The sequence below is a fragment of the Longispora albida DSM 44784 genome, from assembly GCF_000379825.1.
GTDB classification, from domain to species: Bacteria; Actinomycetota; Actinomycetes; order Mycobacteriales; family Micromonosporaceae; genus Longispora; species Longispora albida.
Genome location: NZ_KB903826.1, coordinates 1 through 19,752, shown reverse-complemented (window position 1 = coordinate 19,752; position 19,752 = coordinate 1). Strand labels below are relative to the sequence as shown.

The 19,752-nt window shown below is 69.4% G+C and carries 23 protein-coding genes; 15 read left to right on the top strand and 8 right to left on the bottom strand.

What is annotated here, in order from left to right; all coding sequences use genetic code 11:
* The coding region (locus A3G1_RS0117530; RefSeq protein WP_018349356.1) for an integrase core domain-containing protein at window positions 1-283 on the top strand (283 nt) is incomplete at its 5' end.
* Window positions 284-294: 11 nt separating this feature from the next.
* Here the strand turns inward: A3G1_RS0117530 and A3G1_RS0117525 are convergent.
* From A3G1_RS0117525 to A3G1_RS0117500, 6 genes are all read right to left on the bottom strand, one after another.
* Complete coding sequence (locus tag A3G1_RS0117525) at window positions 295-927, bottom strand: Pr6Pr family membrane protein (protein ID WP_018350781.1); 633 nt, start codon at window positions 925-927, stop codon at window positions 295-297.
* Between the two features lie 113 nt (window positions 928-1,040).
* The gene (locus A3G1_RS0117520) at window positions 1,041-3,572 is read right to left on the bottom strand and encodes an ABC transporter permease (protein ID WP_018350780.1); all 2,532 of its coding nucleotides are present in this window, start codon (window positions 3,570-3,572) and stop codon (window positions 1,041-1,043) included.
* Window positions 3,572-4,333 carry an ABC transporter ATP-binding protein gene (locus A3G1_RS0117515; protein ID WP_040478762.1) on the bottom strand — a complete coding sequence of 254 codons (762 nt, stop codon included), beginning with the start codon at window positions 4,331-4,333 and terminating at the stop codon, window positions 3,572-3,574. The genes A3G1_RS0117520 and A3G1_RS0117515 overlap by 1 nt, the downstream gene beginning before the upstream one ends.
* Before the next feature lie 114 nt (window positions 4,334-4,447).
* On the bottom strand, window positions 4,448-5,125 hold the full coding sequence (locus A3G1_RS0117510; RefSeq protein WP_018350778.1) for a response regulator: 678 nt from the start codon (window positions 5,123-5,125) through the stop codon (window positions 4,448-4,450).
* A complete protein-coding gene (locus A3G1_RS0117505; RefSeq protein WP_018350777.1) occupies window positions 5,118-6,341 on the bottom strand; it encodes a sensor histidine kinase in 1,224 nt (407 codons plus the stop codon). Before A3G1_RS0117505 ends, A3G1_RS0117510 begins: the two co-directional genes overlap by 8 nt.
* A complete protein-coding gene (locus A3G1_RS0117500; protein ID WP_018350776.1) occupies window positions 6,338-7,159 on the bottom strand; it encodes a RecB family exonuclease in 822 nt (273 codons plus the stop codon). The genes A3G1_RS0117505 and A3G1_RS0117500 overlap by 4 nt, the downstream gene beginning before the upstream one ends.
* 76 nt (window positions 7,160-7,235) lie before the next feature.
* Between A3G1_RS0117500 and A3G1_RS0117495 the strand changes: the two genes are divergently transcribed.
* The 3 genes from A3G1_RS0117495 to A3G1_RS0117485 are packed head-to-tail and all read left to right on the top strand — an operon-like array spanning window position 7,236 to window position 9,824.
* Complete coding sequence (locus A3G1_RS0117495) at window positions 7,236-8,363, top strand: M50 family metallopeptidase (RefSeq protein WP_026212235.1); 1,128 nt, start codon at window positions 7,236-7,238, stop codon at window positions 8,361-8,363.
* Entirely contained in the window at window positions 8,363-9,277 is a 915-nt protein-coding gene (locus tag A3G1_RS0117490; protein ID WP_018350774.1) for a tRNA (adenine-N1)-methyltransferase, read from the top strand. Before A3G1_RS0117495 ends, A3G1_RS0117490 begins: the two co-directional genes overlap by 1 nt.
* Entirely contained in the window at window positions 9,270-9,824 is a 555-nt protein-coding gene (locus A3G1_RS0117485) for a hypothetical protein (protein WP_018350773.1), read from the top strand. The genes A3G1_RS0117490 and A3G1_RS0117485 overlap by 8 nt, the downstream gene beginning before the upstream one ends.
* 113 nt (window positions 9,825-9,937) lie before the next feature.
* Here the strand turns inward: A3G1_RS0117485 and A3G1_RS0117480 are convergent, their stop codons facing one another.
* Window positions 9,938-10,216 carry a ferredoxin gene (locus A3G1_RS0117480; RefSeq protein ID WP_018350772.1) on the bottom strand — a complete coding sequence of 93 codons (279 nt, stop codon included), beginning with the start codon at window positions 10,214-10,216 and terminating at the stop codon, window positions 9,938-9,940.
* 127 nt (window positions 10,217-10,343) lie between these two features.
* Here A3G1_RS0117480 and arc point away from each other — a divergent pair, with 127 nt between their 5' ends.
* The 11 genes from arc to prcA all read left to right on the top strand — a co-directional run bounded on the left by arc (window position 10,344) and on the right by prcA (window position 19,437).
* Window positions 10,344-12,110, top strand: a complete 1,767-nt coding sequence (gene arc, locus A3G1_RS0117475; RefSeq protein WP_018350771.1) for a proteasome ATPase — start codon at window positions 10,344-10,346, stop codon at window positions 12,108-12,110.
* 79 nt (window positions 12,111-12,189) lie between these two features.
* Window positions 12,190-12,735 (top strand): GNAT family N-acetyltransferase, encoded by a 546-nt coding sequence (locus A3G1_RS0117470; protein WP_026212234.1) that lies wholly within the window; start codon window positions 12,190-12,192, stop codon window positions 12,733-12,735.
* Window positions 12,736-12,849: 114 nt separating this feature from the next.
* Window positions 12,850-13,134 (top strand): peptidoglycan-binding protein, encoded by a 285-nt coding sequence (locus A3G1_RS0117465; protein WP_083936977.1) that lies wholly within the window; start codon window positions 12,850-12,852, stop codon window positions 13,132-13,134.
* 59 nt (window positions 13,135-13,193) lie between these two features.
* Window positions 13,194-14,318: a MacS family sensor histidine kinase gene (gene macS / locus A3G1_RS0117460; protein ID WP_018350768.1), complete on the top strand. Its 1,125-nt coding sequence runs from the start codon at window positions 13,194-13,196 to the stop codon at window positions 14,316-14,318.
* Window positions 14,315-14,947, top strand: coding sequence for a response regulator (locus tag A3G1_RS0117455; RefSeq protein ID WP_040478761.1), 633 nt, complete (start codon window positions 14,315-14,317; stop codon window positions 14,945-14,947). Before macS ends, A3G1_RS0117455 begins: the two co-directional genes overlap by 4 nt.
* Window positions 14,948-14,978: 31 nt before the next feature.
* On the top strand, window positions 14,979-15,332 hold the full coding sequence (locus A3G1_RS0117450) for a VOC family protein (RefSeq protein WP_018350766.1): 354 nt from the start codon (window positions 14,979-14,981) through the stop codon (window positions 15,330-15,332).
* 149 nt (window positions 15,333-15,481) lie between these two features.
* A complete protein-coding gene (gene dop / locus A3G1_RS0117445; RefSeq protein WP_342664500.1) occupies window positions 15,482-16,999 on the top strand; it encodes a depupylase/deamidase Dop in 1,518 nt (505 codons plus the stop codon).
* 115 nt (window positions 17,000-17,114) lie between these two features.
* On the top strand, window positions 17,115-17,327 hold the full coding sequence (locus tag A3G1_RS0117440; protein WP_018350764.1) for a ubiquitin-like protein Pup: 213 nt from the start codon (window positions 17,115-17,117) through the stop codon (window positions 17,325-17,327).
* Between the two features lie 261 nt (window positions 17,328-17,588).
* Window positions 17,589-17,783 carry an endonuclease domain-containing protein gene (locus A3G1_RS42330; protein WP_083936976.1) on the top strand — a complete coding sequence of 65 codons (195 nt, stop codon included), beginning with the start codon at window positions 17,589-17,591 and terminating at the stop codon, window positions 17,781-17,783.
* Window positions 17,702-18,535 carry a proteasome subunit beta gene (gene prcB, locus A3G1_RS0117435; RefSeq protein WP_018350763.1) on the top strand — a complete coding sequence of 278 codons (834 nt, stop codon included), beginning with the start codon at window positions 17,702-17,704 and terminating at the stop codon, window positions 18,533-18,535. The genes A3G1_RS42330 and prcB overlap by 82 nt, the downstream gene beginning before the upstream one ends.
* 35 nt (window positions 18,536-18,570) lie before the next feature.
* A complete protein-coding gene (gene prcA, locus A3G1_RS0117430; RefSeq protein ID WP_018350762.1) occupies window positions 18,571-19,437 on the top strand; it encodes a proteasome subunit alpha in 867 nt (288 codons plus the stop codon).
* Window positions 19,438-19,507: 70 nt separating this feature from the next.
* Here the strand turns inward: prcA and A3G1_RS0117425 are convergent.
* The coding region (locus tag A3G1_RS0117425) for an IS30 family transposase (RefSeq protein ID WP_018349499.1) at window positions 19,508-19,752 on the bottom strand (245 nt) is incomplete at its 5' end.

Sequence of the window (19,752 nt, the reverse complement as noted above, 5' to 3'; positions counted from 1 at the left end):
CTCCGCCTACCGGTCCACGTCCTGGCGCGAAGCTCTGGCCACCGCCGGGATCCAGCACAAACGCACCCGGCCCTACCGGCCGCAAACCAACGGCAAAGTCGAACGCTTCCACCGCACCCTGGCCGACGAATGGGCCTACGCCCGCCCCTACCAGTCAGAAACCGAACGCCGGACAGCCCTCGCCGGCTTCCTCCACACCTACAATCACCACCGAGCACACACCGCACTCGGCGGCCACCCACCAGCCAGCCGCATCCCCAACCTCACGGGACAGAACATCTAGGGCCTGCCCGCTCAGTCCGTGACCGGCAGCTTCCCGCCGACCGCCTGCCGGGCGCCGAGCCGGTTACCCAGCCACCACACGGCTGCCGAGATCGCGACCACCGCCACCGCGATGCCAGCGCTCGTCGCGAAGACGCTCCCGTAGCCCTTCTCACCGGCGTTGAGGAACGGGTACGGGTACCAGCCGGTGATCTCGCCGCGGATCAGCGAGTACACCAGGTAGACGATCGGGAAGAGCAGCCAGGTCGCGGCCTGGCGGACGGTCAGCCGGGCCCGGGGCGGCTGGAGCAGCCAGTCGAGGATCACCACGACCGGCATGACCTGGTGGATCACCGTGTCGACCCAGGGGATGGTCACCCCGACGACGGACGGGGTGCCGGACAGCAGCAGGGCGTACACGATCCCGGTCACGGTCATGTAGACCACCGCGGCCCCGCGCAGCGCGCCCTGAACCGGCCGGGAGACGCTGGCCAGGAAGACGACCGCGGCGAAGATGTTGCTCAGGTTCGTGAAGAAGCTGAAGAAGCTGACCACATTGAACGCTGGCCGCTCGGCCGAGACCACGAGCTGGGTACCGATCGCCACCAGCGTCAGCAGCGCGAACGCGACCCGGTAGCCGCTGACCAGCCAGGACGGGAGCCTCATCCCGCGATCCTATGCGCGCTCGCCCCGTCACACCGCCGAAACCGCCCAGCGCGCCACGGAACGCAGGACGGGCGGGTACCCGGTCCAGGTACCCGCCCGCCGTGCAGATTGCCCTACTCGTAGGAGATAGCCCGCAGCACGTCCGTCCGCGCCGCCCGGATGGCCGGGATGAACGCCGCGATCACGCCGACGACCGCCGCCACGATCAGGTAGGCGATGACCGTGCCCCACGGCAGCGCGAAGACCTTGATGCCGATGTCGTGCAGCGCGCGGATCACGGCCCAGCCGAGCCCGATGCCGACCGCGATGCCGAGGATCGCCCCGAACACCGAGATCACGACCGACTCCACGGTCACCATGCCCATCATCTGGCCACGGCTCATGCCGACCGCGCGGAGCATGCCCAGTTCCCTCGTCCGCTCGATCATGGACAGCGCCAGCGTGTTGATCACGCCGAGTACCGCGATGATCATGGCGAGGCCGAGCAGGATCTGCACCATCGTCAGCAGGCCGTCGAGCCCCTTGGTCTGCTGCTCGACGTACGAGCTGACGTCGGCGGCCGAGACGTCAGGGCTGTCGGCGAGGATCTTGTCGATGCTCGCCTGCACCTCGGAGACCTTGGCCCCGCTGGCCAGCTTGATGTACGCGATGGCCGGGTTGGTCGCCTGGAAGTTCTTCGTCGCCTCCTGAGGCAGGACGAACCCGTTCAGCAGCGTCGACTTCTTGAAGACCCCGGCGACGGTGTAGGTCACCGGCTCGCCCCTGGAGGTCTGGATCTGCACGGTACCGCCGGCCGACAGCTTCTTGTCCTTGGCCGTGTCCTCGTCGACCACGAGCTGACCAGCCTGGAGCTGCCCGAGCGAACCGCCGGAGACCTTCAGGTTGAACATCTGCGCCGTGGCAGGCAGGTCGTTCACCGCGTAGACGAAGCCGTTCTCGCCGTTGATCTTCGCGCCGTCGAAGTACAGCGCGCTGACCGACGAGACGCCCGGCGTGCTCTTGGCCTGGTCGATCACCGAACCGGCGAAGGTCGGCGGCACCGGGCCGGTCTGCTCGCCCGCGATGATCAGCTCGGCGTTCAGCCCGGTGTTGTACATGTCCGAGATGCTCGCCTTGAAGGAGCTGATGATCACGCTGACCCCGGTGACCAGCGCGATGCCGATCATCAGAGCCGCAGCGGTGATCGCCGTCCGGCGCGGGTTACGCGCGGAGTTGCCCCGGCCCAGCTTGCCCGGCATCGACCAGGAGAACAGCGCGCCGAGCACCGAGACCACCGGCTTGCTGATGATCGGGGTCAGCAGCGCGACGCCGATGAAGCTGAGCAGCAGCCCGCCGCCGAGCAGGAGCCAGAAGCTGTCCCCGGCGTCGCCGGCCAGCGCCACCCACAGCCCGGCCACGCCCAGCGCGGTTACGACCAGGCCGGAGATGGTCACCTTGGTCAGCGGCTTGACGGTATTGGCGGCGTCGCGCATCGCGGCGATCGGCGGGATCCGGGAGGCACGCAGGGCCGGAGCCAGCGCGGCGACCGCGGTGATGCCCACACCGATCACGAACGAGGCGATGATGGCGGACGGCGGCACGACCAGGCCCGCCGACGGCAGGTCGCCACCTGCCAGCTTCGTGAGCAGCCAGCCGACCCCGATGCCGAGCACCAGGCCCAGCACGGAGGAGATCAGGCCGATCACGAGCGCCTCGAGCAGCACGGAACCGATCACCTGGCCGCCACCGGCGCCGAGGGCCCGCATCAGGGCGAGTTCCCTGGTCCGCTGGGCGACGATGATCGAGAACGTGTTGATGATCAGGAAGATGCTGACGAACAGCGAGACGCCGGCGAACCCGAGGAACACGTTCCGGAAGATGTTCATCAGCGGTTCGAGGGCCTTGGCCTGGTCCTTGCCCAGCTCCTCGCCCGTCTTCACCACGTACGTGTCGCCGAGCGCCGCCTGCACGTCAGCCTTGAGCTTCGCCTTCGACACGCCGTCGGCGGCCTTCACGTCGATCCAGGTGAAGAAGCCGGGCTTGTCCAGCAGCAGCTGCTGGGCTGCCGGGGTGGTGAAGGCGATGGTGTGCTCGCCGCCGATCGAGTCCCGGTTGCCCGAGTACCCGACGATGCCGACGATCTTGAATTCCTTCTTCGTCTGGAGCGTCAGCACGCCCACCGTGTCGCCCACCTTGTACCGGGACGAGCTCGCCAGCGCGGCGTTGATCGCGATCTCGTCGTCAGCCTCGGGGCCACGGCCCTCGCGGAGCTTGACGATCTCGTCCTCGCCGACCCAGTTCGTGGCGACCCGGGCCTGGCTCGGCACGACCTTGCCGTTCTTGCCGATCAGCCGGGCGCCGTCGGAGTAGACGACACCGGTCGCCGACTTGACCCCGGGCAGGCCCTTGACCTTGTCCACCTCCGAGGCCTGGATCGGGTCGGCCTGGCCGGGCGCTCCGTCCTCCCGCTGGAGGTTCGGCTTGTGGCTGGCCTGGACGTCCGTCGCCTCGTAGATGTTCGCGAAGAGGCTGTCGAGGGACTTGTTCAGCGTCGAGGACAGCACGAGTGACCCCGCGACGAACATGACGCCGAGCACCACGGCCAGCGCCGAGAGCGTGAGCCTGAGCTTGCGGGACAGCAGGCTCTTCATGGTCGCCTTGAGCATCAGACGTCACCACTGTGCGCGTGCGGGTCCAGGCTCTTGAGCTTGTCGTGGACCTGGTCGACGGTCGGCGAGAGCAGCTCGTCGACGATCTGCCCGTCGGCGAGGAAGATGACCCGGTCGGCGTAGGACGCGGCGGTCGGGTCGTGGGTGACCATGACGATCGTCTGGCCGAACTCGCGGACCGAGTTGCGCAGGAAGCCCAGCACCTCGGCGCCCGAGCGGGAGTCGAGGTTACCGGTCGGCTCGTCGGCGAAGATCACGTCGGGGCGGCTGACCAGGGACCTGGCGCACGCGACCCGCTGCTGCTGGCCGCCGGACAGCTCGGTCGGCTTGTGGCTCAGCCGCTCCTCGAGCCCGACCGTCTTGATGACCGTCTGGTACCAGTCCTTGTCCGGCTTGCGGCCGGCGATGGACAGCGGCAGGAGGATGTTCTCCTCGGCCGTCAGGGTGGGCAGCAGGTTGAACTGCTGGAAGATGAAGCCGATCTTGTCGCGGCGCAGCTTGGTGAGCCCGCTGTCGGACAGCTTGGTGACCTGGGTGCTGCCCACGTACACGTCACCGCGCGTGACGGTGTCCAGGCCCGCCAGGCAGTGCATCAGGGTCGACTTACCGGACCCGGAGGGCCCCATGATGGCGGTGAACTCGCCCTGGGCCAGCTCGACGCTGACGCCCCTCAGCGCGATCACCTGCGCCTCGCCGTGGCCGTAGACCTTCCACACGTCCACCGCACGGGCGGCGGCTGGCTTTATAGCGGTAGTCACTGCTTGTCCCCTTTGTCCCCGTGCCGGAGTATCTAAGGGTGACAGTAGGCCCGCCGCACGCTCCGTGAGTCCTGCTCCGGAATGTTTCTCACTCCGCCTCGGGAAGGAGACGGCCTAGGTGTTCGGTCGTACCAGGCCCGACTCGTAGGCCAGCACGACAGCCTGTACCCGGTCCCGGAGATTGAGCTTGGTCAGCACATGCCCGACATGCGTCTTGACCGTCGTCTCCGACACCGACAGCTCCCGCGCGATCTCCGCATTGGACAGTCCCCTGGCCATCAGCCCGAGCACCTCGCGCTCACGCTCGGTCAGCGTGCCGAGCGCCTTGGCCGGGGTGGCGTTCGGGTCTGGCAGGTGCTCGACGACCTGGTCGAGCAGGCGGCGCAGCAGGCGCGGCGCGACGACGGCCTCGCCTGCCGACACGGTACGGATGGCGGTGACCAGGTCCTCGGCCGGCACGTCCTTGGCGAGGAACCCGCTCGCCCCGGCCCGCAGCGCGCCGACCACGTACTCGTCGAGATCGAAGGTCGTGAGGATCAGCACCCGTACCGGCAGGCGGAGGTCCACAATGGCCTTCGTCGCGGCGACGCCGTCCATCCGGGGCATCCGGATGTCCATGAGCACCACGTCCGGCAGGAGGCGGCGGGCCAGCTCGACGGCTTCCGCCCCGTCGCCGGCCTCGCCGACGATGTCCAGATCGGCCTCCGCCCCGAGGACCATCCGGAACCCGGTCCGGAGGAGGGGCTGGTCGTCCACGAGGAGGACCCGGATCGGCAGCTGGCTGCTATTCACATTCGGTGACGCTACCTGGTCGGTCAACGGGGATGGTGGCCGCGACCCGGAATCCGCCACCGGGACGTGGCCCGAGCCGCAGCTGGCCGCCGTAGAGCGCGACGCGCTCGCGGATGCCGACCAGGCCGTGCCCGGACTGGTTGGGCGCGACGCCCGGCCCGCGCCCGTCGTCGAGGACCTCCACGGTCAGCTCCTGGGGACCGAAGCCCAGCCGGACCTCCGAGCTGGCCTGCCCGGCGTGCTTGAGCGTGTTGGTGAGCGCTTCCTGCACGATCCGGAAGATGGTCAGCGCCACGCCCGGGTCGAGGTCGTACGGCTCGCCCTCCACGACCAGCTCGATCCGCAGGCCGGCCTCACGCAGCTGTTCCACCAGGGACTCCACGCCGGTGAGGCCCGGCTGCGGAGCGAGGTCGGGCTGGTCGTCGTCGGCGCGGAGGATGTTCAGCAGGCGGCGCAGCTCGCGCAGCGTCGTGCGGCCCGTCTCCTCAATCGTGGCCAGCGCGGCGTCGGCGGCTCCCGGGTTGGCCGACATGCTCCGGCGCGCCCCGGTGGCCAGGATGCCCATCACGCTCACATGGTGGGCGACGACGTCGTGCAGCTCGCGGGCGATCCGCCGCCGCTCGTCGGCCACCGCCTGGTCGGCCAGCGCCTGGCGGGTCGTCTCCGCGATCCTGGTCCGCTCCTGGAGGTCGCGCTCGTGGCTGCGCCTGGTGTGCATGTACAGGCCGACGAACAGCGTGATCGCCAGGAAGAGCATGTTGACGGAGAGCACGATCGCCTTGTTGTTCAGCCATTCCGGCCCCGGGGCCGGCCTGAACTCCAGCGAGATGAGATACACCACAGTGGACGGCGGCCAGAGCACGGCGACGGCGGCCAGCGCCCGGCGGAGCGGCCAGTACGCGGCGACGGTGTAGGTCAGCACCATCACCGACATGGACTCCGCACCCGACCAGCGGAAGATCGCCCCCGCGATGGAGAGCACGACGGTCAGCGCGATGGCCGTACGCAGCCACTTCCGCCGGATCACGATCGGCACCAGCCCGGCGATGGTGGCGGCCACCGCGACCGGCGCAGACACCTCCGGCATGTACATCCCGCCGCTGCTCAGCCAGCCCAGGCCCTGGAAGCCCAGCAGCCCGGCGGCCAGCACGGCGTCGGCGGCCAGCGGCTGACCACGCAGCCAGCCGGCCACCCGCGTGAAGAACGAACTGCTCACTCCGGCGCCACCTCGGGGAACGGCGGCGGGCTGCCACCGAACTCCGGGCAGTGTGCCTGATGCTTGCACCAGCCGCACAGCTTGCTCGGCTGGGGACGGAACTCCCTGGCTGCGGTGGCCGCGGTGATCGCCTTCCACAGCGCCTCGAGGTTGCGCTCGAACCGCTGCAGCTCCTCCGGGCCGTCGGGGTGGTAGTCGCACACCGCCCGGTCCTTCAGGTACAGCAGGCGCAGCGCCCGGGGCACCACGCCCCGCGTACGCCACAGCATCAGCGCGTAGAACTTGAGCTGGAACAGCGCCTTGGCCTCGAACGCCTCACGCGGAGCGCTGCCGGTCTTGTAGTCGACCACCCGCAGGTCCCCGGCCGGTGAGGCGTCGAGCCGGTCGATGAACCCGCGCAGCAGCAGCCCGGAGGGCAGCTCGGCCTCGACCATGCTCTCCCGCTCGGCGGGCTCCAGCCTGGCCGGGTCCTCCAGGGTGAAATACCCCTCCAGCAGCTCGGCCGCCGACTCCAGCCAGCCCTCCGGCACCTCGCCGCCCTCGAAGACGCCGGCGATCTCCGGCTCCTCCTCGCGCATCCGCTCCCATGCCGGGCCGACCATCAGCGCGGCCTGGGCCGGGGTGCGCTCGGCCGCCGGGAGGTCGAACAGCCGCTCCAGCACCGCGTGCACCAGGGTGCCCCTGGCCATCTCCGGCGTGGGGAGCTCCGGGAGGCGGTCGATGGCCCGCAGCCGGTACAGCAGGGGGCAGGTCTTGAAATCCGCGGCCCGGGACGGGGAGAGCGCGACCCGTCGTGTCTCCGCGTCCGTCGTCGTCATGGCGTACACACTAGGGGAAGGGGCTGACAAATCCCGCCGCACGTACCGGCCCCGCGGCCGAACTACGATCGGTGCGATGAGCGGACAACGACGCCCGGCGGGCCTGCGGATCGGCAACGTGTTCGGTGTCCCCGTGTTCCTGAGCGCTTCCTGGCTGCTCCTGGCGGCCCTGGTGGTGTACGCGTACGGCGGGATCGTCTCCGACCACCTCCCGGAGCTGGGCACGCTCGCCGCGTACGGGATAGCCCTGGTCTTCGTTTTCCTGCTCCTGCTCTCCGTCCTCCTCCACGAGCTGGGCCACGCGCTCGTCTGCCGCCGCTTCGGTATCGGTGTGCGCGGCATCACCCTCGAGCTGCTCGGCGGTTATACGGAGATGGAGTCGGAGGCGCCCAGCCCGAAAGCCGAGTTCCTCGTCGCGGCGGCAGGCCCGGCGATCTCGGCGGTGCTCGGTGGCGGCGGGCTCGTCTGGCTGCTCAGCACGGACCCGAACACGGTCGGCCGCGAGCTGGCGTTCCAGGTCGCGGTGAGCAATCTGCTGGTCGCGGTGTTCAACATGCTGCCGGGCCTGCCGCTGGACGGCGGCCGGGTGCTGCGGGCGATGGTCTGGGGTTTCAGCCGTGACCAGCACCTGGGCACGATCGCCGCAGGCTGGACGGGCCGCGTGATCGCGATCGCCGTGGCCGCCGTCGCGGCGTTCGGGGTGGCGACCGGCTGGCTGACGCTGTTCGGCGCGCTGTTCACCGGCTTCGTTGTGCTCGTCCTGTGGACCGGGGCGTCGTCGTCGATCCGGGCCGGGGGAGTGATGCGCCGTGTCCCGGCCATCGACCTGCGGGCGCTGACCCGCCCCCTGGCCGCCGTCCCGTCAGGTACGCCGCTGTCCGAGGCGCTCCGCCAGGCCGCAGCCGTGCAGGCCGGCGGCATCGTCATCACCGACAGTTCCGGTACCCCGATCGCGCTGGTGCGCTGGCCGGCCGCCCTCGCCGTACCAGCCGAACGCCGCCCCTGGCTCACCGCCGAGAACGTCGCCCGTGACATCGCAGGGGTACAACGCCTGTCGATCGGCATGGACGGCGCGGCTGTGGCGGCCGTCGTGCGGGCCAACCCGGCTGGGGAGTACCTGGTGACCGACGGGCAGGATGTCATGGGCGTCCTCCGCACGGAGGACCTGGCAGCCATGCTCGAACCGAGGAGACAACGCAAGTGATGCAGCCGCGTGGACCTTTCCGCCCCGGCGACCGGGTGCAGCTCACCGACCCGAAGGGCCGGATGCACACGATCGTGCTGGAACCGGGCAAAGAGTTCCACACCCACCGGGGGGCGCTGGCCCACGACGACATCATCGGCCTGCCGGAGGGCTCCGTCCTCACCTCGGTCGGCGGCACCGCCTACCTGGCCCTGCGCCCGCTGCTCGCCGACTACGTGCTGAGCATGCCGCGCGGTGCCCAGGTGATCTACCCGAAGGACGCCGCGCAGATCGTCGCGCTCGGCGACATCTTCCCCGGCGCCCGTGTGCTGGAGGCCGGCGCGGGTTCCGGTGCGCTGAGCTGCTCGCTGCTCCGCGCGATCGGCCCGAACGGCACGCTGATCTCGTACGAGATGCGAGAGGATTTCGCCGAGATCGCCCGGAAGAATGTGGAAAACTTCCTCGGGGGACCGCAGCCGACCTGGGACCTGCGGCTCGGCGATGTCGCGACGTTCGGCGAGGGCGACATCGACCGGGTCATCCTCGACATGCTGACTCCGTGGGAGATGCTCGACATGGTCGAGAAGGCGCTCATTCCCGGCGGGGTGCTGATCGGCTACGTCGCGACCACCACCCAGCTGTCTGAGCTGTGCGAGGCGCTGCGCGAACGCGGCGGCTGGACCGAGCCGCACGCCTGGGAGAGCATGATCCGCGACTGGCACCTGGAGGGGCTGGCCGTCCGCCCGGAGCACCGGATGATCGCGCACACCGCGTTCCTGGTCACGGCCCGCAAGCTCGCCCCCGGCGTGGTGGCGCCGCCGCGGCGGCGCAAGCCCAGCAAGGGCATCGAGGCGTACCAGGAGCGCAAGGCCCTCCTGGACGCGGCCACAGCGGCCGCCGCCGCCACAGCCGAAGGGGAACCCGAGGGTGACTGAGGAACTGGCGATCTTCCCCGACTGGTCCCCGTACCAGGACCTGGACGTCGCGGCCCGCGCGTACCTCCGCGACCCGGACGTGGCGCTGGCCGCCCTCGAACCGCTGCTGCGCGGCTCGACGGTGCTGGGATTCACCCTGGAACGGTTCGTCAACGAGCTGAACGCCGTGTGGCAGGAGGCCGCGATCTGCGACGGCTCCCGGCTGCTGCTCTGGCACGGTGAGGACCTGCCGCCGGACGAGGGCCCGCCGGGGGCGATGACCTCCGCCGTCCGGGTGATCCCGCTGTCGGCGATCACGGAGGTCGGTTACCGCCGCCGCCTGGTCCGCGAGAACAACGGCTCGATCCGCCGCGAGGGCGTCGACGTGTACGTGCTGCTCACGTCACTCGACGAGGCCGTACCGGCCGGGACGGCCGGCGAGCCGACCCCGATCCGCCACGACTCGCTCCGGTTCGGCAAGACGACGACGGACGGCGGCCCGGGCCAGATGGACCGGCTGGAGGAGTTCGCGCACCTGCTCGGCCAGCTCACCGGCCGCGCGGCGTAGTACGCGGTAATAGAACAGTGCCCGGTACCTGGTACCGGGCACTGTCGCTATCCGCCGGGCACCACTCCTGGGCGTTTCCCGGCCTATCCGGGCAAATCCTCCGGCTGCCGGGCTCAGTCCTCGGCCATCGGCCCGGCCACGGCGACCCCGTCGTCGGCCCGTAACACGTGGATGCAGTCGCCGGGGCACTCCTTGGCCGCGTCGATCACCTCGAGCCGCAGATGCTCCGGTACGCCGACACGCGCACCCTGTTCCATCTGCATTTCCCCGGCCGGGTCTTTGACGTAGGCAAGTCCATCGATATCGAACTCGAAGACCTCCGGCGCGTACTGGACGCACAGGCCATCGCCCGTGCACAGATCCTGATCCACCCAGACCCGCAGCTCCGACACCGCGCCTCCTCCCCTGGTACCGAAGTCTCAGCGTAACGAGTCGGGAATCGCGGCCATTGGGGGGCACGTTTTTGCCTCCGTAACCGTTAATGTGGAGAACACGACGTCAAGCCCGGGGAGGTGGGACGTGGCACGTAACGAGGATGCTGACGCGCGCGCCGAGCGGTGGGAGCAGGAGGCGCAGGACCTCTCCACGCAGGTCGAGTTCCTTCAGGAGGAACTTGCGCTACTCCGACGTAAGCTCACCGATGGCCCGCGGCACCTGAGGCTCCTGGAGGAGCGGCTCGCCGCGACTCAGGCCCAGTTGCAGCGGTCATCAGAGCAGAACGAGCGCCTGGTCTCCACGCTCAAGGAAGCGCGTGAGCAGATCGTCACGCTGAAAGAGGAAATCGACAGGCTGGCCCAGCCGCCGAGTGGATACGGCGTGTTCCTCGGCCGCTACGAGGACGACACGGTGGATGTCTTCACCGGCGGCCGCAAGCTGCGGGTGGTCGTCTCACCGTCCATTGAGCTCGACCAGCTCCGCCGGGGGCAGGAAGTCCTGCTCAACGACGCGCTGAATGTGGTGTCGGCCCTCGGGTTCGAGCGGGCCGGCGAAGTCGTGATGCTGAAGGAGATCCTCGAGGGCGGTGACCGCGCGCTGGTCATCTCGCACGCCGACGAGGAGAGGGTGGTCCACCTCGCGGACACGCTGGTGGGCTCGCCGTTGCGCGCGGGCGACTCGCTGCTGGTCGAGCCGCGTGCTGCCTACGCGTACGAGCGGGTGCCCAAGAGCGAGGTCGAGGAGCTCGTCCTCGAAGAGGTGCCCGATGTGGACTACCACGACATCGGCGGCCTCGACCGGCAGATCGAGCAGATCCGCGACGCGGTGGAGCTGCCGTTCCTGCACGCCGAGCTGTTCAGGGAGCACCAGCTCCGCCCGCCGAAGGGTGTGCTGCTCTACGGCCCGCCCGGCTGCGGCAAGACCCTGATCGCGAAGGCGGTGGCCAACTCGCTGGCCAAGAAGATCGCCGAGCAGCGTGGCGAGGAGAAGCACACCAGCTTCTTCCTCAACATCAAGGGCCCGGAGCTGCTCAACAAGTACGTGGGCGAGACCGAGCGGCACATCCGGCTGATCTTCCAGCGGGCACGCGAGAAGGCCAGCGAGGGTACTCCGGTCATCGTGTTCTTCGACGAGATGGACTCGGTGTTCCGTACCCGTGGCTCCGGCGTGTCCTCCGATGTGGAGAACACGATCGTCCCTCAGCTCCTCAGCGAGATCGACGGCGTCGAGGGCCTGGAGAACGTGATCGTGATCGGCGCGTCCAACCGCGAGGACATGATCGACCCGGCGATCCTGCGGCCCGGCCGCCTCGACGTGAAGATCAAGATCGAGCGGCCCGACGCCGAGTCGGCCCGGGACATCTTCTCGAAGTACATCCTGGAAGGCCTGCCGCTGCACCCCGACGACCTGAGCGAGCACGCCGGTTCGCGGGACTCGACGGTGGCCGGCATGATCCAGGCCGTGGTCGAGCGGATGTACACCGAGACGGAGGAGAACAGGTTCCTCGAGGTCACCTACGCCAACGGCGACAAGGAAGTCCTGTACTTCAAGGACTTCAACTCCGGCGCGATGATCCAGAACATCGTGGACCGGGGCAAGAAGATGGCGATCAAGGAGTTCCTGTCCTCGGGCAAGAAGGGCCTGCGGCTCCAGCACCTGCTCGACGCGTGCGTCGACGAGTTCCGGGAGAACGAGGACCTGCCCAACACCACCAACCCCGACGACTGGGCCCGGATCTCCGGTAAGAAGGGTGAGCGGATCGTCTACATCCGCACGCTCGTCTCCGGCGGCAAGGGTGCCGACGCCGGCCGGTCGATCGAGACCGCGACCAACACCGGCCAGTACCTGTAACAAGCAAGGAGCGGCCGGCATCCCCCGAGGATGCCGGCCGTTCCGCGTCCCTGAGCCTTTCTGCGGCATGATGGTGATCATGCTCGAACCCGTTGAGATCGTGGCCGGCCGCCTCCAGCTCCGCCCGCCGCAGGCCGCAGAGGCCCGCGAGGCCTACCAGATGCTGATCGACCCGGATGTCCAGATGTGGAACCCGGTCGAGGACATCGCCTCCGAGGCCGACGCCGCCGCCTGGCTGGACCGGACCGGCGACTGGGGGACGACCGGCAAGGCCAACTTCACGATCTTCGACACGGCGGGCACGTACCTGGGCAACATCGCCCTGCGCGGCATGCACGCCTTCCACGGCACGGCGACCATCGGGTACCGGATCGCACCCTGGGCGCGCGGCCAGGGCGTGGCGACCGACGCGCTCGTGGCGGTGAGCCGCTGGGGCTTCGGCGCGCTGGACCTGCACCGGATCGAGCTCCGGCACGCGGTACCCAACGCCGGCTCCTGCCGGGTGGCCGAGAAAGCCGGGTACGTGTGCGAGGGCGTCCTCCGCCAGGGATACCGGACACCCGACGGCAAACGGCACGATGAGCACCTGCACGCCCTGGTGAGGGCGGATCAGGGTACACCCTGAGTCACTGTGCGACCTAAGTTGTACCCGCGAGTCGCGCACAACCCGCCCGTGGCCTGATGCGCCAGTTCCCAAATTGAGGGATTCTGGATATCAGAAAGACAGGGGGTGCGGCAAATGAACGGAATGCGAGTGCTCAGCGCGGTGGGAGCCGGATTGGCTGGCTTGGTCACGCAGAGCGATGTCCCGCCCATGCCGCCGGCGGCAGTTCGCAACATGCTGGCCGGCCTGGGCCTGGTGGCAGCTGATGCGGACGAAGTAGCTGTTATCGGAGCGCTGCGGGCATTCCAGTCCGACTTGGGACTGACAGTGGACGGCGATGCCGGGCCGGAGACGGTGCACGCCCTGGTGGCTGCGTCGCGGGCGATCCGGGAACGCCACTGGTTCTCACTCGCGGCATAGGTCCATACGCAGTTCATGCCTGGTACCGGGGTTCGCCCCGAACCGGGCATGATCTGCGTATGGGCTTGGAGGCTCCGCTGTGGCGGGCGTTGGCAGTGTTCCGGTTCGCCGCGCTCGCGTACCCGCCAGCCATCCTCGTCCTCAACCGTGACCGGCTCAGCTACCCCGTCGTCGCCTGGCTGACCCTGGCAGCGATGGCGGCCTGGTCGGCCTGGTCGTCCTATCTGTACTCCTCGCCGGCCCGCCGGGGCTGGCCGCAGCTCGCAGCCGACCTCGTGGCGACCTCCGCCGCGATCGTGTTCATGGCGCACGCCTCGGCGAGCGTCGACCCCGCCTATCCGGTACCCGTGCTGCCGGGCCCGTGGATCGGCTCCGTGGTCCTGGCGTGGGCGATCTCCGGCGGGCGTACCCGGGGCGCCATCGCCGCACTCATCCTCGGTGCCGTCGACTTCGCAGCCCGTGGCGGGCTCAGCCCGAGCGTGGTCAGCGGGATCGTGCTCATGCTGCTCGCCGGTACCGTCGTCGGGCACGTGACCCGGCTGGCCGTCCGCGCCGAGCAGCAGCTCCAGCAGGCGGCCGAGCTGGCGGCGGCGACCAGGGAACGCGAGCGCCTGGCCCGCGACATCCACGACTCCGTCCTCCAGGTCCTCGCCCTCGTCCAGCGCCGGGGTGCCGAGATCGGCGGGGAGGCAGCCGAGCTGGGCCGGCTCGCCGGTGAGCAGGAGTCGGCCCTGCGTGCCCTGGTCGGGGCGGCCACGATGCAGCCGCCGGAGCCGGGCGGGGACGCGGATCTGCGCGGGCTGCTCGCCGGGTACGAGGCGCCGGGCGTCACGGTGGCCGGGCCGGCCACTCCCGTCCCGCTCCCGCACGGTGTGGCGGCGCAGGTCGCCGCTGCGGTCGGAGCGGCGCTCGACAATGTGGGGCGGCACTGCCCGCCCGGTACGAAATCATGGTTGCTGATCGAGGACACCGGGGCCGAGGTGCTGGTCTCGATCCGGGACGACGGCCCGGGCATGGCCACCGGCAGGCTCGCCGAGGCGGAGCACGCCGGGCGGCTCGGCATGGCCCAGTCGATCCGTGGCCGGATCCGTGACCTCGGCGGGGAGGTCACAGTGGACTCGGCCCCCGGCCACGGTACCGAAGTCGAACTGCGCATCCCCCGTGCCACTACGCTGGGCACATGATCAGGGTGATGGTGGTCGACGACCACCCGATGTGGCGCGAGGGCGTGGCCCGCGACCTGACCGAGGCGGGCTACGAGATCGTCGCGGCGGTCGGTGAGGGCGCGCAGGCCGTCCGGATCGCCGGCGCTGTCCGCCCCGACCTGGTCGTCCTCGACCTCCACCTCCCGGACCTGGCCGGCCCCGAGATCATCCGGGGCCTGCTGACCACGCAGCCCGACACCAGGATCCTGGTCCTCAGCGCCAGCGGTGAGCACCAGGACGTCCTCGACGCCGTGACGGCCGGAGCCACCGGTTACCTGGTCAAGTCGGCGGGACGCGAGGAGTTCCTCGACGCCGTGCGCAGGGTCGCCGAAGGGGACGCCGTCTTCACCGCCGGGCTGGCCGGCCTGGTCCTCGGCGAGTACAGGAGGCTGGCCGCCACGCCGAAGTCCGGCGCGCCCAGCCTCACCGACCGCGAGACCGAGATCCTCCGGCTCGTCGCCAAGGGCCTGTCGTACAAGCAGATCGCCGAGCGCCTCACCCTGTCCCACCGCACCGTCCAGAACCACGTCCAGAACACCCTCGGCAAGCTCCAGCTCCACAACCGCGTCGAGCTGGTCAGATACGCCATCGAGCAGGGACTCGAGTAAATTTGTCGTACCCCGGGGCTAGGTTCACCCCATGACTCTGAAGCTCGAGATGTGCACCATCGACTGCGCCGACCCGGCACTGCTGTCCGCGTTCTGGCAGGAGGCCCTCGGCTACACCGAGGTCGGCAACTTCGGCGGCGAGTACATCATGCTCGCCCCCGCCGACGGCTCCCACGGGCTGCGGATGGGCCTCCAGCGCGTCCCGGAGGAGCTCGCGGGGAAGAACTCGGTGCACCTCGACTTCTCGGTCCCGGACCGCGAGGCCGAGGTCCAGCGGCTCACCGGGCTCGGAGCCAAGGAGATCGCCCGGCACGAGGCCGACGGCTTCAACTGGGTCGTCCTCACCGACCCCGAACACAACCAGTTCTGCGTCCATCAGTCATAACGCCGGAGGGTGCCCGGAGGAACACCAGCTCAGCCCCGGCATAGCACGCATTAGCGCGCAGCCGGGCCTAGTTGGGCTTACTTGGGACGGGACGTAAGGGCCGAAGACGACTAGGCTCACAGCAGGACCTAGCGGAGCGAGGTGTAGGCGTGGGCGTACGTCGGGTGATGGGCACCGAAGTGGAATACGGCATCTCCGTGCCAGGCCAGCCAGGGGCGAACCCGATGGTGACCTCCTCCCAGATCGTCAACGCCTACGGGGCGCGACCCGAGCTGACCAGGGGCGGCCGCGCCCGGTGGGACTACGAGGAAGAGTCCCCGTTGCGCGACGCGCGGGGCTTCAGCTACTCCGGCGCGCTCTACGACCCGGCCGAAGCCCTCGCCGACGAGGACCTCGGCCTCGCCAACGTCATCCTCACCAACGGCGCCCGCCTCTACGTGGACCACGCGCACCCCGAATACTCCACACCGGAGGTCACGACCCCCCGTGCCGTCGTCCTCTGGGACAAGGCCGGCGAGCTGGTCATGGCCGAGGCCGCCCGGCGCGCGGCCACCATCCCCGGCAGCCAGCCCATCAACCTCTACAAGAACAACACCGACAACAAGGGCGCCAGCTACGGCGCCCACGAGAACTACCTGATGAAGCGGTCCACGGCCTTCGCCGACATCGTCGCGTACCTGACGCCGTTCTTCGTCACCCGCCAGATCTTCTGCGGCGCCGGCCGGGTCGGCATCGGCCAGGACGGCTCCGGTACCGGGTTCCAGATCTCCCAGCGCGCCGACTTCTTCGAGGTCGAGGTCGGGCTGGAGACCACGCTCAAGCGGCCGATCATCAACACCCGCGACGAGCCGCACGCCGACGCCGACAAGTACCGCAGGCTGCACGTCATCATCGGCGACGCGAATCTCTCCGAGATCGCCACGTATCTCAAGGCCGGCACCACCTCACTCATCCTCGCGATGATCGAGGACAAGGCGCTCGCCGGGGACCTGTCCATCGCCGACCCGGTCGGCGAGCTGAAGGCGATCAGCCACGACCCGACACTGACCCACCGGGTCCGGCTCCGTGACGGCCGCCGGCTCACCGCGCTCGACATCCAGTGGGCCTACTACGAGCGGGTCCGCAACTACGTCGAGGCCAAGGGTTCCGACGAGGAGACCGACGACGTCCTCGCCCGCTGGGAGTCCATACTGGACCGGCTCGGCCAGGACGTGATGAACTGCGCGACCGAGCTCGACTGGGTCGCCAAGCTCCGCCTCCTCGAGGGCTACCGCGAACGTGAGCAGCTCGCCTGGTCCTCGCCCAAGCTCCAGCTCGTCGACCTCCAGTACTCCGACGTGCGCCCGGAGAAGGGCCTCTACCACCGGCTCGTCTCCCGGGGTGCCATGCAGCGGCTCTTCACCGACGAGGAGGTGGCCCGCGCCGTCACCGAGCCCCCGGAGGACACCCGCGCGTACTTCCGCGGCCGGTGCCTCGCCCAGTACTACTCCGAGGTCGTCGCCGCCAGCTGGGACTCGGTCATCTTCGACGTCGGGCGGGAAGCGCTCGTCCGCGTCCCCATGCTCGAGCCGGAGCGCGGCACCAAGAAGCACGTCGGGGCGCTCTTCGACCGGTGTGCCAGCGCCAAGGACCTGCTGGAGGCGCTGACCGGCCAGTCCCACGGCTGAGCGCCAGCCAGCGTTCCCCTTACCACCTCCGGACGAGAACACCTCGCGCCGGGGAACTGTTTTACCCCGCCCGCGCGTTAGGGTTGGGGACCGCTTCGACGGAGGGAGTCACCTGATGGCCACTCGAGACACTGGCGGGCAGTCGCAGTCGGGCAAGTCCCGCAAGGACGACGAGACCGAAGCCCCGCCCGAGGCCAGCCCCGAAGCCGCCGCGCGCCGGGAGAAGATGTCCGAGGACGTGGACGACCTCCTGGACGAGATCGATTCGGTCCTGGAAGAGAACGCCGAAGAATTTATCAGGGGTTACGTCCAGAAGGGCGGCGAATGACCCATATGTCCGTTACTGCAGGGCCAGGACCAGAAGGGGTTCGGGAGTGCCGCGACCGCGGCGACCTCAAGCCCCTTCGTGATTTCTGTGCCAGCGGCAAACGGCTGTGGGGCATGGGCGGCTACCCCTGGCCGCAAACCCGCGTAACAAGCGCGGCCCCCACGAGCACGGCTCCTCTTGACGGCCGTGTCGTAACGAGCGGGGCCGCGCCCGTACCACCTCACGCGCCGGTACCCGGTCACGCGGGAGGGCGTCGATCATGTGGACGGTAGTCTTCGTGGCATCCTGTGGTTCAACTGCAACGGTGGCCTAGGCCAGTTCACGGACAGCATCAAGAACCTGCGCAACGCGCTCAAGTACCTGGAGGAGACTTCGTGGCAACGGGATTCGATTCACCCGGACGTCTTCCAGCTGTCTTCACCACGCCGGGCTCCTCGTCGTTCACCGAGTTCCTGACGGCGGCGGCTCCGGAGCTGCTGCCCGGCCGTCGTGTGCTGCCGGCCGGTGACCTGTCCGATGTGGCGCCGCACGCGACGACCATTGTGGCCATCGCTGCGGACGGCGGGGTCGTGATGGCCGGTGACCGGCGGGCGACGATGGGCAACATGATCGCCAGCCGGGACATCGAGAAGGTGTATCCGGCCGACGCGTACTCGCTGATCGGCATCGCCGGCACGGCGGGCGTCGGGCTCGAGATGATCAAGTTGTTCCAGGTCGAGCTGGAGCACTACGAGAAGATCGAGGGCACCTCGCTCACCCTGGACGGCAAGGCGAACCGGCTCGCGACGATGATCCGCAACAACCTGGGCGCCGCGATGCAGGGCCTGGCGGTCATCCCGCTGTTCGCCGGCTTCGACCTGGACGCCGCAGACCTGGGCCGGGCGGGGCGGATCTTCAGCTTCGACATCGCCGGCGGGATCTACGCGGAGAAGGAGTTCCACGCGATCGGCTCCGGCTCGCTGTTCGCGAAGGCCGCGCTGAAGAAGCGGTACACGCCGGGTCTGTCCCTTGAGGACGCGGCCGTGCTGGCCGTCGAGTCGCTGTACGACGCCGCCGACGACGACACCGCGACCGGTGGCCCGGACATCGCCCGCGGGATCTTCCCGATCGTGATGACCGCGACGGCGGAGGGCACGACGAGGCTGGCCGACGCCGAGACGGCCCGGATCGCCGGGTCGATCATCGCCGAGCGCTCGCACCACGCCTGACCGCACCGTCGTCGACTACTGAGAGGAGCCCTGCCGTGGCCATGCAGTTCTACGCGTCACCCGAGCAGATCATGCGCGACCGCTCGGAGTACGCCCGCAAGGGCATCTCCCGTGGCCGGAGCGTCGTGGTGCTGACATACGAGGGCGGGGTGCTGTTCGTCGCGGAGAACCCGTCGACGGCCCTGCACAAGGTCAGCGAGATCTACGACCGGATCGGCTTCGCCGCTGTCGGGCGGTACAACGAGTTCGAGAACCTGCGGGCTGCCGGGGTGCGCATGGCCGACCTGCGCGGCTACTCGTACGACCGGCGGGACGTGAACGCGCGGGCCCTCGCGAACGGGTACGCGCAGACGCTGGGTGCGATCTTCACCGAGCAGTCCAAGCCGTACGAGGTGGAGATCTGCGTCGCGCAGGTCGGCGCCACCCCGGAGGGCGACGAGCTGTACCGGCTGACGTACGACGGCTCGGTCGGCGACGAGCCGGGTTTCATCGCCATGGGCGGTTCGGCCGAGGCGATCTCGACGAAGCTGCGGCAGGGCCACAAGCACACCGCGACCCTGGCCGAGGCGCTGAAGCTGGCGACCGAGGCGCTGGGCAGCGTCGGTGGCGACGGCGGCAAGCCGCGTAGCCTGACCGCCAGCCAGCTCGAGGTCGCCGTGCTGGACCGGCGCCGGCCGGGCAGGACGTTCCGCCGGATCCGGGGCGCCGCGCTGGCTCAGCTCGTGGCTGGGCAGTCAGGGTCCGCGCCGGAGGCGGAGAAGGAAGCGGACAAGCCGGCCACTCCGGCGGACACGCCGATGACGGCTGGCCCGGCGACGTCGATCGAGCCGCCGCTGTCCGAAGTGGACACCCAGCCGCCCGCTGCCCCGAAGAAGCGGGCACCGAAGCCGCCCGCCGAGTAACGGGCAGCTGCCAGATCGCAGAGCCCGCCGCCCTTCGGCGAATTCCAGGAGTCGTCGCAACACGGGTTGGTCAACTGGCAGTTGCTAGAAGCGTAGCGAGGCGCTCGGCTGGGGTCTCCCAGCCGAGCGTTTTGCGTGGGCGGCTGTTGAGTTCGGCTGCGACGGCGGCCAGGTCCTCGGCGGTGTGGCAGGTCAGGTCGGTGCCCTTGGGGAAGTACTGGCGGAGCAGGCCGTTCGTGTTCTCGTTGGATCCTCGCTGCCAGGGGCTGGCGGGGTCGCAGAAGTAGACGCCCATGTCGGTTGCGGTGCTGAACT